The organism is Shinella kummerowiae (genome assembly GCF_009827055.1).
In the GTDB taxonomy this organism is placed as follows: Bacteria; Pseudomonadota; Alphaproteobacteria; order Rhizobiales; family Rhizobiaceae; genus Shinella; species Shinella kummerowiae.
In genome coordinates, this window is the sequence record NZ_WUMK01000005.1 from 233163 (window position 1) to 247629 (window position 14467).

The 14467-nt window shown below is 63.1% G+C and carries 13 protein-coding genes; 9 read left to right on the forward strand and 4 right to left on the reverse strand.

The annotated features are described in order from the left end of the window. The first annotated feature begins 5 nt into the window (after positions 1-5). The 5 genes from GR138_RS14805 to GR138_RS14825 all read left to right on the forward strand — a co-directional run bounded on the left by GR138_RS14805 (position 6) and on the right by GR138_RS14825 (position 4205). On the forward strand, positions 6-665 hold the full coding sequence (locus tag GR138_RS14805) for an amino acid ABC transporter permease (protein ID WP_160860017.1): 660 nt from the start codon (positions 6-8) through the stop codon (positions 663-665). Then, entirely contained in the window at positions 662-1324 is a 663-nt protein-coding gene (locus tag GR138_RS14810) for an amino acid ABC transporter permease (RefSeq protein WP_160860018.1), read from the forward strand. The genes GR138_RS14805 and GR138_RS14810 overlap by 4 nt, the downstream gene beginning before the upstream one ends. Positions 1325-1345: 21 nt before the next feature. Further along, positions 1346-2545 carry an Atu1372/SO_1960 family protein gene (locus GR138_RS14815; RefSeq protein ID WP_160860019.1) on the forward strand — a complete coding sequence of 400 codons (1200 nt, stop codon included), beginning with the start codon at positions 1346-1348 and terminating at the stop codon, positions 2543-2545. A gap of 4 nt (positions 2546-2549) precedes the next feature. After that, on the forward strand, positions 2550-3758 hold the full coding sequence (locus tag GR138_RS14820; RefSeq protein ID WP_160860020.1) for an FAD-dependent oxidoreductase: 1209 nt from the start codon (positions 2550-2552) through the stop codon (positions 3756-3758). 159 nt (positions 3759-3917) lie between these two features. Next, complete coding sequence (locus tag GR138_RS14825; RefSeq protein ID WP_160860021.1) at positions 3918-4205, forward strand: putative quinol monooxygenase; 288 nt, start codon at positions 3918-3920, stop codon at positions 4203-4205. Between the two features lie 13 nt (positions 4206-4218). Here the strand turns inward: GR138_RS14825 and recX are convergent, their stop codons facing one another. Continuing rightward, the gene (gene recX, locus GR138_RS14830) at positions 4219-4773 is read right to left on the reverse strand and encodes a recombination regulator RecX (RefSeq protein WP_160860267.1); all 555 of its coding nucleotides are present in this window, start codon (positions 4771-4773) and stop codon (positions 4219-4221) included. Between the two features lie 227 nt (positions 4774-5000). On the opposite strand from recX, the gene GR138_RS14835 reads away from it, so the two are divergent. Both GR138_RS14835 and GR138_RS14840 read left to right on the forward strand, forming a co-directional pair. Further along, a complete protein-coding gene (locus GR138_RS14835; protein WP_160860022.1) occupies positions 5001-5891 on the forward strand; it encodes a dihydrodipicolinate synthase family protein in 891 nt (296 codons plus the stop codon). A gap of 388 nt (positions 5892-6279) precedes the next feature. Then, a complete protein-coding gene (locus GR138_RS14840; protein WP_246200477.1) occupies positions 6280-8298 on the forward strand; it encodes a methyl-accepting chemotaxis protein in 2019 nt (672 codons plus the stop codon). Between the two features lie 101 nt (positions 8299-8399). Here GR138_RS14840 and GR138_RS14845 read toward each other — a convergent pair whose 3' ends face one another. Next, the gene (locus tag GR138_RS14845) at positions 8400-9305 is read right to left on the reverse strand and encodes a LysR family transcriptional regulator (RefSeq protein ID WP_160860023.1); all 906 of its coding nucleotides are present in this window, start codon (positions 9303-9305) and stop codon (positions 8400-8402) included. 108 nt (positions 9306-9413) lie between these two features. On the opposite strand from GR138_RS14845, the gene GR138_RS14850 reads away from it, so the two are divergent. Beyond that, on the forward strand, positions 9414-10163 hold the full coding sequence (locus tag GR138_RS14850; protein WP_160860024.1) for an SDR family oxidoreductase: 750 nt from the start codon (positions 9414-9416) through the stop codon (positions 10161-10163). A gap of 261 nt (positions 10164-10424) precedes the next feature. Further along, positions 10425-12743, forward strand: coding sequence for a mechanosensitive ion channel family protein (locus GR138_RS14855; RefSeq protein WP_160860025.1), 2319 nt, complete (start codon positions 10425-10427; stop codon positions 12741-12743). A gap of 130 nt (positions 12744-12873) precedes the next feature. Here the strand turns inward: GR138_RS14855 and GR138_RS14860 are convergent, their stop codons facing one another. Beyond that, positions 12874-13155, reverse strand: coding sequence for an amphi-Trp domain-containing protein (locus GR138_RS14860; RefSeq protein WP_160860026.1), 282 nt, complete (start codon positions 13153-13155; stop codon positions 12874-12876). Between the two features lie 129 nt (positions 13156-13284). Then, a complete protein-coding gene (locus GR138_RS14865) occupies positions 13285-14457 on the reverse strand; it encodes a patatin-like phospholipase family protein (protein ID WP_160860027.1) in 1173 nt (390 codons plus the stop codon). Between the last annotated feature and the right edge of the window lie 10 nt (positions 14458-14467).

The window sequence follows — 14467 nt, forward strand, 5'->3', positions numbered from 1 at the left end:
GTGGTATGATCGGGTCATCAACCTTCACCCTGATTTTGCAAGGACTGCTCACCGGGGCTGGCGTCACCGTCGTTGTCACGCTGGTGTCGTTGTTGCTGAGCCTATCCCTCGGCTTCGGTCTCGCTCTCGTCCGCCAGTTCGCAAAGCGCCGCGGGCTGCACGCCATGATCGACCTCTATTGTGAGATCATGCGCAACATTCCAGCGTTGACCCATCTGTTCATCCTCTATTTCGGGCTGGCCAGCATCGGATTCCGGCTCTCGTCCATGGCCGCCGCGATCCTCGGCCTGGGGCTGATCGGCGCCGCCGTCACCTGCGATCTTTTTCGCGCGGGTTTTGCGGCCCTGCCGAAAGGCCAGGCCGAGGCCGCGCTTGCGGTCGGCTTCACACCCTCCCAGACGATCCTCGATATCCTCACCCCGCAGGCCATGCGCCTCGCGCTGCCGTCGCTTGGAAACTATGCCGTGCAGCTTTTGAAAGACACATCCATCGTTTCCGCCATCGCCGCGCCGGAGATCATGTTCTACGCCCGCTCCCTGGTGACCTCGTCGTTCCAGACCACACTGATCTACACCATGGTCGCCGTGCTCTACCTCGCGCTCGCCCTGCCGCTGATGCAGGCGATCCGTGTTCTCGAAACCCGATACGGAAAGCTGAAGGCATGATCAGGTTCATCCAGCCCTACATCGACCATGCCGGCGAATGGTTGCCGCTGCTTCTGGAGGCGATGGGCAAGACGGCATTGCTTTCGGTCTCGGCCTTCGCCTTGTCGCTGGTGTTCGGACTTCTGCTGGCGCTCTGCCGCAACACGCGGTGGCGGGCGCTGGAGCGCGGCGTGGCGTTTTACGTCACGGCCGCGCGCGGGGTGCCGCTTCTCGCCATTCTTTTCCTGCTCTATTTCGGACTGCCGGGTATCGGCGTCACCTTCGACGCCTTCACCGCGGCCATCCTCGGGCTGGCGCTCGCCTTCGCCGCGCAGGTGGCGGAACTGTTTCGCGCCGGCCTGATGGCAATCCCCGCCGGCCAGCGTGAAGCCGCCCTTGCCGTCGGTTTCACGCCCTATCAGAGCTTTACGCTGATCGTGTTGCCGCAAGTGGTGCGCATCAGCATTGCCCCGCTCATTGTCACCTTCGTCTCGCTGCTGAAGGACTCTTCTCTCGCATCGCTGATCACGGTCGACGAACTGGTGCTGACAGGCCGGGCCATGGCGACGGAATACTTCCTGCCTTTGCAGATCTATGTCGCCGTGGGCGTCTGCTACTTCCTGATCGCCTGGCCCTTTTCGCTTCTCTCCAGGCGTCTCGCGCCTACCGCGGCCCGCTAACATCCATCGAAAGACAAGACAATGATACCTCCTTCCCCTGAAGGCCGCCCGACCCGGCGTGCCATCATCCTCCTGACGCCGGATATCGACGACCCGGTCGGCCCCTCCACCGAGAGGACCTATGCCGTGCGGGCCAACTATGCAGCGGCGATCAGCGAGGCGGGCGGTGTTCCGCTGATCCTTCCCTATGAAACGCAGGCGCTTGCCGCGGCGCTTGATCTCGCCGATGGCGTGCTGATAACGGGTACGATCCCCGGCACGGAAGGGGCGGCCGAGAGACGGTCGTTCGAATTGAAGCTCATCGAACATGCGATCACGGCCGGAAAACCGCTGCTTGGCATCTGCCATGGCATGCAGCTGATCGGCGAATGGCTGGGCGGCACCTTTACGAGGAGCCTGCCCGCGTCACACAGTAAAACCGTCGATCACATGCCGAGTGCGGTTGCGGATCGGATCGCCCACGACATAGCGGTGGAGCCGGGAAGCGTGCTTGCCGACATCTCCGGTGGCGGCACGGCCCAAGTGAACAGCCTGCATCGGCATGCCCTGACCGGTGTCGGCCGGTTCCGCGTCGCCGCCCGCGCCCGGGACGGGGTGATCGAGGCCTTCGAGGGGGAAACGCCGGGCTTTTGCCTCGGCATTCAGTGGCACCCCGAATATCGCCTGACGGATTTTGACCGCGCGATCTTCCGCATGTTCGTGGTGCGAAGCGCCGCGCGAGGGGCGAAGAGTGGGCCTGCGACACTGCATTGCTCGGTGCGGGGCCGTCTTGCCGCGCTCGGTCTTGCCCTGCCGGAAGTCTCCGAACCGCCTGGCGCCTTTGTCGGTGCGGTCAGGACTGGCGATATCGTGACGGTATCCGGCCAGGTGCCCTTGAAGGACAGGACCGTTCTTCGAACGGGCCATCTGGGAAACGGCGTGTCTCTCGAGGACGGGCGCGAATGCGCCCGCTGGGCATGTCTCAACGCGCTCGCGCAATTGGAGCGGATCGCCGGGCGGTTCGACCGGGTGAAGGGATTCGTCCGGCTTGCCGGCTATGTCGCCGCCACTGCCGATTTTACGCAGCACGGGGCGGTGGTTGATGGTGCCTCCGAATTGCTGCGCGAGATTTTCCCGGCCTGCTGGCCGCATGCCCGTCTCGCCGTGGGCGTCGGATCGCTGCCGCGCGGCGTGCCGGTGGAGATCGAGCTGACGGCGCTGCTTGGCGACGCGGAGGGCTGAGGCGATGCACATCGGCGTTATCGGGGCGGGCGTGGTCGGCGTTTCGTCGGCCTATCTGCTGGCGCGGGCCGGACACAGCGTCACCTTGATCGATGCGGAGATGGCACCGGGAAGGGGGGCGAGTGCGGCCAATGCGGGCCAATTGTCCTGGGCCTATGGCGATGCCATGGCCTCGCCCGCCTTGCTGCGGCATCTGCCGGCCATTGTCGCGCATCGCGATCCGGCATTTCACGTCCGCCTGCGGCTCGATGCGGATTTTCTGCGCTGGGGTCTCCGGTTTCTGGCCAACGCGCCGGCGCGGCGCTGGTGGAAGAACACCAGCGCCATTCTGCAACTCGCCAAGGAATCCCGACAGGAAATGGCAATGCTTCTGGCGGAGGCGGATCTGGCTTTCGACTACCGCGTTGCCGGCAAGCTGCATCTCTATCCGGATGCGTCGAGCCTTGCCGCGGCCCGCCCGACCGTCGAGCGCAAGCGGCAGATGGGCCTTGACCAGCGCATGCTGTCGAGGGCCGAAGCCGAAGTCGTGGAGCCGGCGCTGAGAACCTATCAGGGTGAGATAGCCGGCGCCGTCTACACCCCGGATGATGCGCTCGGCGATGCGGCGGCATTTTGCCGGCAACTAACGGACTTGATGGTGCGCCGTTCTGCCGTGTCGACGGCTTTCGGAAGGAGGGTCGTGGGGTTCGAGCAGCATGCCGGGCGCCTGTCTACCATCCGGTTTGCGGATTGCGAACCGCTGCCTGTCGATGCCGCCGTCGTGACAGCCGGCCCGCTGATCCGGACGCTAACTTCCGCCCTGCCGGAAGCACGGGCGATCCAACCCGTTGCCGGTTATTCCCTGACCGTGCCGTGGACACAAGGGGCGCCGCGCGTCAGCCTGACGGACGTGAAGCGCAAGCTCGCCTTCGCGGCGATCGGCGACCGGTTCCGCGTCGCGGGCCTTGCCGACATCGTGGCGCCCGGCTCGGGTTTTGCGCCGGATCGCTTCGCAATTCTGCGGGAAACCGCGTGCGCCGTGCTGCCCGATTGTTTCGGTCAGGCGGAATGGGCGCTGCGCTGGTCCGGTGAGCGCCCGGTGACACCAGCCTCCCACCCGACCATAGCCCCATCCCGAAAAATCCGCGGCGTCTACGTCAACGCGGGGCATGGCATGCTGGGCTGGACACTCGCGCTCGGATCCGCGAGGCGACTGGCCGAAATGCTCGCCTGAATGCTCTGGCACCATCGGCATGGGATGGGGGAGTGGAACTGCGGTTCAGCCTGGGACGGGCGTTGCGACTGTTGCGAAACCTCCTATCTATCGGGGGCGCGAAAACCGGGTGAAGAGCCATCGGTTTCGTCGGGAATTCGGGAATTGGAAAGCAACAGCATGCTCAAGGTCATCGCACAGGATTTCATACGAGCCGAGGCAATCGGCATCGTGACACCGCTCTATCGAGAGCTCGTGGAACTCACCCGCCGGGAGCCGCTGTGCATGGGCTATGACCTCTTCACGGACCAGAAGGACCCGGGCCACTTCATCTTCATCGAAACGTGGCCCGATCGTGCAGCGTTGGACCTTCATTGCGCCACCGAGCACTTTCGCCGGCTTGTACCGCAGATTGACGCCCACCTGCGGGAAAGGGGGACCTACATCCTGATGGACGTTTTTGCCTGAGCCGTCCTTGCCATCAGAAGAGGCGTCCCGCATCCAGGGCCTCTTCGGCATCCTCGATCGGCATGGACAGGATGGTTTTGCCGATGTCGAAGCCGAAGCCTGCCCTGGCAAAGGCGGAGAGCTCCTTGGCTTTCCGCTTGTCATCGAGCGCCACCTTCCGGAAGGGGCCAAACGCTCGTTTGCGGGCAAGGACGAGGGCTGCATAAAAATCGTCGATTGCGGCGACGGCCTCGGCTGCCGTATCCTTTGCAACGCCCTTTTGTGAGAGCTTCTGCGACACTGCGCGCCGGGATTTTCCGCTGCGCATGCCGGAGCGGCTGCTTGTCTCGGCATAGGCGCGGTCGTCGAGCGCGTTGATATCGTAGCCGAATGTCACCGCCGAGTCGGCGAGCGCCTTGACCTGCGCATCGGTGATGTCCTCGAACTTTTCGCGCGCCTTGCGCGCAACGGCGTCATACAGCTGCTTTTCCGTATGCATGCTGCGCCCGAGGCGGTAGATCGCCGAATTGCGCGCCCAGGACAGCATGCGCGGCGACGGCGTGTCGGGGGGTGTCGTATCGTCGTGTATGTCTGAATCAGGCTCGGCCATTCGTCACTGCGATCGCGTTTATCCGCGTTATGATTTGCCGCAATGGTATTCCGATCGTTCGGTGAAAGACAAGGTTCAGGCGACGACGTCCTTGTCTTGCCAATCTCGCGGCCTGCTGTGCACTGGAGGGACTTGTCGCGGTGACAAGTGGTTGATCGCCTTCAGGATCGCCCGCGGGCTATAGAATTTGCGGCAGGAGAACCACAATGACCCTTTTCAGCGGCCTTTCGGCCTTTTCCATCACCCCGACGGATACCGCAGGACGCGTCGATACGGCAGCACTCGCCCGTCTGCTCGAACGCATCTGCACAGCCGGCGCTCATTCGATCGGTCTTCTCGGCAGCACCGGCGGATATGCCTTCCTCTTGCGGGAAGAACGGCGTCGCGCGGTGGCCGCCGCCGTGGAGAGCGTCGAGGGCCGGATTCCGATCATCGTCGGCGTCGGCGCGCTGCGCACGGACGAAGCCGAATTGCTGGCGCAGGACGCCAGCAAGGCCGGGGCGACAGGGCTGCTGCTCGCACCCATGTCCTATACGCCGCTGACGGAGGAGGAGGTCTTCCAGCACATGTCCGCCGTCGCGAAGGCGGGCGACCTACCGCTCTGCATCTACAACAATCCGGGCACCACTCGGTTCGTCTTCAGCGACGACCTCATCGTGCGGCTCGCCGAGGTGCCAAACATCGCCGCCATCAAGATGCCTTTGCCGGCCGATGGCGATTTTCGCGGCAAACTCGGCCGTCTGCGCGCGCGGTTGCCGGCGGATTTTGCCATTGGCTACAGCGGCGATTGGGGTGCTGCCGGTTCGTTGCTAGCGGGCGGTGACGCCTGGTACAGCGTTGTCGCCGGCCTTCTGCCAGCCGAGGCATTGGCGCTCACCCATGCGGCGATGGCCGGCGACCGGGCACAAGCCGAGCGGCTCGACCAGGCATTCCAGCCGCTCTGGAACCTGTTCAAGGAATTCGGCAGTTTCCGCGTGATGTATGCCATCGCGGGCATCCTCGGCCTTTGCCAAGTCGATCCGCCGCGCCCCATCCTGCCCTTGCGCTCCGATGACGTGGCACGTGTGAGGGTTGCGGTTGATCACCTTCGAGCGTGATGGGCGCAAGTGTCGTTGCCGCTGGTGCGTTTCTGCCCGCAGTACTATGCAAAGGGTGAGGCAACAAAAACGAGCATTTTTTCTGAAGCAATAAACCAAGAGTATATCTATGATAGGCGCACTCGCCTTGGTGTAGATTCTGAAAATAAAAGTACTTGCGGTTGATATTTAGGAAAAGTATTGGATTTTTTAGGATTGTTGTCGGCGGATAACAGTAAAATTCAGTGATGATGTTGGAGTTATCAATTCGATAACTGCTTTAAAGTATTGATTCCCAGTATTCCGGCGATGCGGCCGGATATTGCACTCATGTGCGGCATGACTTCATGACGGCAGAAATGAGTTCGGCGCGGCAGAAGAGGCATGTCCACGCCAGGAAATGTCCATCATGAGAATCAAGACGCAATTCATCGTCCTCGCATCGGCCACGGGCGTCGCGATCGCGGGGCTTGTCGGCAGTCTGTGGGGTTATGCCGGCGCGGCCGGCGACGTTACCGGCGCCTATGACCAGAAATACAAATCCTATCTGCTGGCCGACGGTTTTCGTCAGTCTTCCGACGATTTGACCCGCCTTGTGCGAACCTACGCTGAGACGGGCGACCCGTCATTCAAGGACCAGTACAACGCCGTCATCGAGATCCGCAACGGAACGCGGCCGCGCCCACAGGACTATCATCGTATCTACTGGGATTTCGTCGCAGGTGGCGAAGCAAAACCGCGCCCTGACGACGCGGCCGTTTCCATGCACGACCTGATGAAGCAGGCCGGCTTCACCGACGAGGAGTTCGCCCTGCTGGACGAAGCCAGCAAGCGCTCCGATGCGCTCGTCAAGATCGAGACCGAGGCGATGGCCCTCGTGGACAATATCGCCGCGCTCGGTCCCGACGCCAAGGCAAAGGCCACGGCGATGTTGAATTCGCCCGACTATCACGCGTTCAAGGCACAGATCATGAAGCCCGTCGACGACTTCTTCGTGAAGTTGGAGCAACGCACCCAGGGCGCCGTCGACGAGGCGAACGTGCGCGCTTCGTTCTACTGGACCCTCATCACCATCGCCATGTCCGCGCTCGTTCTGATGCTCGGCATCGTCGGTATCGTCACTTTCAAGCGCATCATTGGCGGCATGGACACGCTGCGCAAGTCGATGGGGCTCGTCGCCGACGGCGAACTGGATACACAAATTGCCCTTGCGAAGAACAATGACGAAATCGGCGACATGGGCAAGGCGCTCGAGGTGTTCCGCCAGGGCGCCATCGCCAATCGACGGCTGGAACATGAAGCGGAAGAAGGCCGCAAACGGGCGGAAGCCGAGCGTATCGCCGTGCAGGAGAAAGCCGAAGCCGACGCGGCCGAGCGGCTGCGGGTCGCGACCTCCGGCCTAGCCGACGGCCTGAAGCGCCTGGCGGGCGGCGACCTTGCCTTCCAGCTCAACGATGTTTTCGCCCAGGATTTCGAGGCGCTGCGGCACGATTTCAACCGGTCGGTCGCCCAGCTCGGCACGACAATGGGGGAGATTTCCGGCTCTATTGCGACACTCGACAGCGGCACGCGCGAGATTGCCAGCGGCACGGACGACCTTTCCAGACGTACAGAACAACAGGCGGCCTCACTTGAGGAAACTGCGGCGGCGCTCGATGAAATCACCGTCAACGTGGCCAATTCCTCGAAGCGGACCGAGGAGGCGAAGAACGTCGCAAGCCGTGCGAACCATTCGGCCGCCGAATCCGCTGACGTGGTGTCCCACGCGGAGGAGGCGATGCGCAAGATCGAGGAAAGCTCGCAGCAGATTTCCAACATTATCGGCGTTATCGACGAAATCGCCTTCCAGACCAACCTGCTCGCACTGAATGCCGGCGTCGAAGCCGCGCGTGCGGGCGAAGCCGGCAAGGGCTTTGCCGTCGTTGCCCAGGAAGTGCGCGAGCTTGCCCAGCGCTCTGCCCAGGCGGCCAAGGAGATCAAGGGACTGATCCACAACTCTTCTACCGAAGTCGGGAACGGCGTGAAGTTGGTGCGGGATGCCGGTGCGGCGCTGAAGACCATCAGCGCCTTCATCGTCGAGATCAATGCACATATGGAATCGATCGCGACCTCGGCGAAGGAACAGTCGGTCGGGCTGGCCGAGGTCAACGTCGCTGTCAACGCAATGGACCAGACGACGCAGCAGAATGCCGCGATGGTGGAGCAGTCGAACGCAGCCTCCAACACGCTTGCCAACGAGGCGGTCCGCCTGCGGGAACTCGTCAGCCAGTTCCGCGTCGAGGGGGCTGCCGCGCCTCAGGCGGCCCGCTCTGCCCGGCCTGCTGATGTTGCCCACGCCTCTCCCGCCCGCGCCCTGGGTCGCAAGGTCGCTTCCGCCTTCAATGGCAATGCCGCGCTTGCCACCAGGAACGACTGGGAGGAGTTTTAAGACGAAATCCGCTCCATCGGGAGACGGCTAGTCCTTTGATAGGAACCCACCCGCGTATTCGCGGGTGGGTTTTGTTTTCCAGCTCCGAGCCGATGCGCGTTTCAGGCGATGCCTTCTTCCCAATAGGGCGGATCGCCGAAGGCCGTCTTGAGGTGGTCGGCGAGCGCGCGCAGCTTGACGGATGGTCGGCGGCCTTCCGGGTGAGCGAGGTAGATGAACTCCGGCGTGGGACGGACGCCGACATCGACGACCGTGAGGTTGCCTGCCCGAATGTCCGGCCCGGCGATGAAGAGCGGGAGCAGGGCGATGCCGAGGCCGGCAATCGCCGCATCCCGCAGCATGTCGCCGTTGTTGACCCGAAGTCCCACATGCGCGCGAATGATCTCAACTCCGGCGGGGGTGGCGAAACGCCAGTCCGCTATGCCTCTGTTCGTGTAGAAAATGCCCTTGTGGGCATCGAGTTCGGCTGTTGTTGCCGGCATGCCAAGGCGGGTGAGGTAGTCGTGCGAGGCAACGAGCACGCGGCGGCTGGGCGCAAGGCGCCATACCATCAGCCGGGAGTCTTCGATCACCCCGTGGCGCACGACCCCGTCATAGATGCCGGAGGCGATGTCGACCCGGCGGTCGTCGACGTCGAGCGCCATCTCGATCTTGGGATTGGCGGCCAGGAACGGATACAGCGCTGGACCCAGATGCAGCCGGCCGAAGGTGACGGGTGCGGAGATTCGCATGGGGCCGGCGAGGGTGCCGCGTCGCTCGGCGAGATCCGTGGCCGCTTCCGAGACTTCGCGCAGGATGCGCCGGGCGTGCTCGAGGAAGGCCGCGCCGTCCTCCGTCACCGACATTCGGCGGGTCGTTCGGTGGAGCAGCGTGGCGCCGAGGCTGCGTTCCAGTTCAGCCAGCCGCTCGCTCACCACCGACTTCGACAGCCGCAATGCCCGTGCCGCCTCGCTGATGGAGCCTGCTTCGGCAACCGCCACAAAACTTGTTATGCCGTCGAGTTTCATTGTTCGGTTTTTCCGGAAGATAGGTTCTTATTCGGCATTCTAGTGCGAACGTTCGGCCTGCGCCATAGTCCGTTTCACCAATCCAACCCCAGGAAAAGGAACATCATCATGGACAGGCTCAAAGGCAAACGCGCTCTCATCACCGGCGGCACCAGCGGCATCGGTCTGGAAACGGCGCGGCAATTTCTCGCTGAAGGTGCGCGCGTCGCCGTCACCGGCACCAATCCGGAGACATTGGAGGCCGCACGCAAGGAACTCGGCGAGGGCGTGCTGGTCATCCGCTCCGATGCCGCCGATGTGGCCGGCCAGAAACAGGTGGCGGCCGCCATCACCGAGGCCTTCGGTGGCCTCGACATCCTCTTCGTCAATGCCGGCATTGCGCTGCTGAAGCCCGTCGATGCCTGGGATGAAGCCGGCTTCGACCGTGTCTTCGACATCAATGTCAAAGGCCCTTATTTCCTGATCCAGGCGCTTCTCCCGATCCTCGCCAATCCGGCATCGATCGTGCTGAACACCTCGGTCAATGCCCATGTCGGCATGCCCAATTCCAGCGTCTATGGCGCCTCGAAGGCGGCGCTGCAATCGCTCATCCGCACGCTGTCGGGTGAGTTGATCAGCCGCGGTATCCGCATCAATGCGGTTTCGCCGGGACCGGTCTCGACGCCGCTCTACGGCAAGCTCGGCTTCAGCGAGACGGATTTGAAGGCCGTTGCCGAGAACATCAAGGGCCTCGTTCCCGCCGGCCGGTTCGGCACGCCGTCGGAAATCGCCAAAACGGTGGTGTTCCTCGCATCCGACGAGGCCGCCTATACCGTTGGCAGCGAAATCATGATCGACGGCGGCATGGGCACGCTCTAGGCGGGCAAACACGTGCATCGATGGCGAGCGGGGCATTCGCGCGCCATCGGTGCCAATGCAGCTTGCGCGTTCCGTCGACATGGTGAAATAATCGGATGGCGGTTACGCAGGGGAGGGGGAAAGGCTCGGAATTCCGCCCGGAAAGCCGAAAAGAAAACCTCTGCGCCAGCGTAACGTCGACGTCGCGTATCCATGACAGGTTCACGAAGCCCTCGGACTCTTTTCCGCTCGGCTTTGCAGGCTGCAGAGGTTTCGAAAGCCATGGCAACATTCCGCGCCGCGCTGCATTGCAAGGCCTTTTGCATGGCGGTCATCCTGCTTCTCACCGGCTTTGCCCTGCCCGCGCAAGCACAGGAGGCCGGAGCGCCGCCGGCCGACAAGCTGCGCGAGATTTCCCGGTTGCTTGCCGATCCCGCCGTGGCTGCGTGGCTCAACGGTGCGCAGGCGGGTGAAGCCAAGGCCGAGCAGACGCCGGCCCCTGACGCCGAGGCCGACATGCAGTCGGGCTATGTCGCGGAAAAACTCGGCCTGATCCGCGACAGGATCGACACTGCCATGCAAGGCGGCATGGAATTCGGCCCCGGCGCACATACCGCCATGACCAGGCTTGAGGCCGAAGTGATGCAGCGAGGCCCGCTGCGCTTCTTGCTGCTGCTGCTTCTCGTGCCCCTGTTGGCCATCGGGGCCGAGCGATTGTTCAACCGTCTTTCAGCCCGGCACTGGCGCCGTCAGGCAGTGGGTTCGGCGGCCGATCCGGTGGGCGTGGTGCCAATCGGCCTTCACGCCTGCGGCCAGGCCGTGAGCTTTGCACTCGGCGCGCTGCTTCCGCTCGCCCTCGTTGCCTGGCCACCGCTTTTGGAGCGCACCGCGCTCATTCTGGCCATAGCAGCCATTGTCATCCGCTTTTCCGGCCTTCTCGGCACCTATATCGTCTGGTTGCTCGAACAACCGGTCGATCGAGCACCGCCTGCCGCGGAGGCGCTGCCAGATGTGGCGCCTGTTCCGGTGGAAACCGCGGCGGCGATCGAGGTGCCGCCGTCCGATCTGGTCGTCCCCACTGAAGGTAACGCCGCGCCGGTCGGGCCCGAAGGAAACGCTTCAGCGCAGACGGCGATACCTGAGCCAGTCGGCAACAGCGACGCGCAACCGCGCGTGACGCCGGAGCGGGTCCGCTACTGGTTCTCCCGTTTCCAACGAGGCCTGCGTCTCTTCATCGTTGGCTGGACGGTGGTGGAACTCATGCGGTTGTTCGGCTTTTCTCAGGGCGCGTTGCTGCTCGTTATCTTCGCCTTCGATCTCGCGCTCTTCGCCATTGCCGTCGATGCGTTCTGGCGTCGCCCGTACCGCGCTGACCAGAGCGAAACCGCCCGCAAGATCTGGTCCTGGCTGGCGACGGTGGCCTTCATCCTGCTTCTGGTCGTGTGGATGGCGGGGCTACGCCTGCTGTTCTGGGTCGGCGTGCTCGCCCTGCTGCTGTCGCCTCTCTTACGGCTGACGACCGCCGTCGTCACCCGGCTGCATGGCGGGAGCGAGACCATGCGCCCGACCAGCATGGGCTTCGTCATCGGCGAACGGGGCGCACGCGCGCTTGTGATCATCCTCTCCGCGTGGTGGGTCGCGGCCGCTGCGGGCGTCGATGCCGCCGGCATGATGATGGGGGCCGGCGATACGGCAGTCAGCCGCATCGCCCATGCCGTCACCCAGGCGATCGCCGTTCTTCTGGTGGCCGACATTCTCTGGCAGTTCATCAAGTCCGAAATCACCGTGCGCATGGCCGACGAGCCGGTCGGCCGTCGCCTGAGCGACGAGGAGCGCAGCCGCAACGCCCGCATCCGCACATTGATGCCGATCCTGCGCAACATCCTTTCCATCACGCTCGCCATCGTGGCCGTCATGATGGCGTTGACCAGCCTCGGCGTCGATATCGGTCCGCTAATCGCCGGCGCCGGTGTAGCGGGCGTCGCTATCGGCTTCGGCGCGCAGACCATCGTCAAGGATCTGATCTCCGGCATCTTCTATCTTTGGGACGATGCTTTCCGGATCGGCGAATATATCGAGACCGGTAAATACAAGGGTGTGGTCGAAAGTTTCTCACTGCGATCGGTCAAGCTGCGCCACCATCGCGGGCCGCTCACCACCGTGCCCTTCGGCGAGCTTGGCGCGGTGCAGAACATGAGCCGCGACTGGTCGGTCACCAAATTCAACATCTCCGTTCCCTATGACACCGACCTTGAAAAATTGCGCAAGGTCATCAAGCGCATCGGCACGGAGATCGCCGAGAAGCCCGAATACAAGGAAAGCCTGCTGGAGCCGCTGAAGATGAAGGGCGTGGGGGAATTCGGCGAGTATGCCATCGTCGTGCGCGTCGGCTTCACCACAAAACCCGGCGAGCAGTTCATGATCCGCCGTGAGATCATGAATCGCATCAAGCTCGAGTTCAAGGCGAACGGCATCCAGTTCGCCTCGCCGACCGTCCAGGTTGGCGGGCATCATAGCGATGCCGATACCGACGCGGCTGTCGCCGAAGCCCACCGTCGGCGCCAGGAGGCGCTTGCTGCTGCCAACGGGACGAATGCCTAGCTGGTGATGCTGCCGGCGAGCCACGCCTGCGAGCCTCGGTCGCGATGGCGGCTCCGGACAGAAAACCCTGCGGCGGTGTCGCCGCAGGGCCCGTAACCTTCAGCGTTGCCCCAGTGGCGCGCGGGCGGCTTTAAGCCGCCGCCTCTTCGTTCTCGTCTTCGTCCTTGCCGTCATTCTCGGCATCGCCTTCGGCTTCACCGGCTTCCCAGGTCAGCTGGAATTCGATCTCGGCGCGGCCGTCTTCGATCTCGTAGGCGATCGAGGCGATGGCGTGCTCGGGAACCTGGATGTCTTCTTCATCGATCTGGATCGAGAAGCGCTCGTTCGATTCCAGCGTGTCTGCCAGACGGCGGAGCTCTGCAACAAATTCCGTCAGCGAATAGTCTTTTTCGATTTCGCGGTTGGCATCCATGTTCTCTCTCCTGTTTAAGAGTTGCAGTGCAATAGAAGCATGGATTTGTAATGCCGAGATGACCGTATAATTGTAAGTTCGTGACGGTTTATTCTGTGTAATGGCTCATACCGGGAATGTGTTTATAGTTTATCTTGGGTCATCTCGGTGAACATCGTGCACGGTCATGCCGATGCATTCCGGCGGCTTTTCCAGCCAGCGAGGATGTTTCAGGGTCTTGCGGGTGTCCTGGTAGCCGGAGTCCCAGTGCTCGCGCATCGACGTGCCGGAGAACTCGTAGTCCTTGGCGTCGCTTTCATAGATTTTCTGCTGGTAGATGAGGTGGACGATGTTGATCTGCGGCACGTCCTCCATGGCGGCGAGGAAGGCCCGGTCGTCGTCGGTCAAGGCTTCCGGAGGCACGCGCAGCAGGGCCTGATGCAACTTCAGGCGCAGGTTATGCATGCGGCGGAACGTGTCCGTGTTGTTGCGCGTGCGGCTGGAATAGAGGATGTCCTTGTGCCGGGCGAGCACGTCGGCCATGTCGCGGGGCAGGATGCCGCGCGCGCTGAAAAGATCGACCTGGAACACCAGCGTGTCGCGCACATCCTCCTGCTCCAGGAGATATTGCAGCGGCGTGTTCGAGACGATGCCGCCGTCCCAGTAATATTCGTTTTCGATCAGCACGGCCGGGAAGGCGGGCGGCAGGGCGCCGGACGCCATGACATGCTCCGGGCCGATCACCTCGATATGGCTGTCGAAATAGCGGTAATTGCCGGTCTGCACATTGACGGCGCCGACGCTGAGCCGCTGGCGGCGGTCATTCAGGACCTCCCAGTCGATCAGGCGATTCAACGTGGTTTTCAGTTCGGACGTGTCGTAGAAGCTGGTCGCGGTGGAAGCGCCCGGCGGCTGGAACCACGGATTGATCTGGTGGGGCGAAAAGAAACCGGGCAGGCCCGATGTCATCGTCATCAGGGCGCTCGCCTGGTTGCGCATCCTGCGGAAGACGTCACCTTCCGGCGTGAAGTGCCAGATCTTGCGGGCGGAAATCGTCTCCCAGAAGTCGCGCAGCCGGTCGAGCCGGTTGCCCTTGCTGTTGCCGGCGATGATTGCGGCATTGACCGCGCCGATCGAGACGCCGGACAACCAGTTCGCCTCGATACCGGCTTCATCCAGCGCCTGAAAGACGCCGGCCTGGTACGCGCCAAGCGCGCCGCCGCCCTGGAAGACGAGGCCCACTGCCGGATAGCCAGCGACGACATCGGCGATATCAGGCGTTTCGGATTTGCGTTTCGGCTGCAACCTGACTTGCTTGTCCATGATCTCGTCC

Bases quoted from the DNA above. Each gene is read 5' to 3' on its own strand.
- GR138_RS14805 (WP_160860017.1), top strand. From the start codon at position 6: ATGATCGGGTCATCAACCTTCACCCTGATTTTGCAAGGACTGCTCACC.
- GR138_RS14835 (WP_160860022.1), top strand. From the start codon at position 5,001: ATGACCCTTTTCAGCGGCCTTTCGGCCTTTTCCATCACCCCGACGGAT.
- GR138_RS14865 (WP_160860027.1), bottom strand. From the start codon at position 14,457: ATGGACAAGCAAGTCAGGTTGCAGCCGAAACGCAAATCCGAAACGCCT.
- GR138_RS14820 (WP_160860020.1), top strand. From the start codon at position 2,550: ATGCACATCGGCGTTATCGGGGCGGGCGTGGTCGGCGTTTCGTCGGCC.
- GR138_RS14850 (WP_160860024.1), top strand. From the start codon at position 9,414: ATGGACAGGCTCAAAGGCAAACGCGCTCTCATCACCGGCGGCACCAGC.
- GR138_RS14815 (WP_160860019.1), top strand. From the start codon at position 1,346: ATGATACCTCCTTCCCCTGAAGGCCGCCCGACCCGGCGTGCCATCATC.
- GR138_RS14845 (WP_160860023.1), bottom strand. From the start codon at position 9,305: ATGAAACTCGACGGCATAACAAGTTTTGTGGCGGTTGCCGAAGCAGGC.
- GR138_RS14855 (WP_160860025.1), top strand. From the start codon at position 10,425: ATGGCAACATTCCGCGCCGCGCTGCATTGCAAGGCCTTTTGCATGGCG.
- GR138_RS14825 (WP_160860021.1), top strand. From the start codon at position 3,918: ATGCTCAAGGTCATCGCACAGGATTTCATACGAGCCGAGGCAATCGGC.
- GR138_RS14840 (WP_246200477.1), top strand. From the start codon at position 6,280: ATGAGAATCAAGACGCAATTCATCGTCCTCGCATCGGCCACGGGCGTC.
- GR138_RS14810 (WP_160860018.1), top strand. From the start codon at position 662: ATGATCAGGTTCATCCAGCCCTACATCGACCATGCCGGCGAATGGTTG.
- GR138_RS14860 (WP_160860026.1), bottom strand. From the start codon at position 13,155: ATGGATGCCAACCGCGAAATCGAAAAAGACTATTCGCTGACGGAATTT.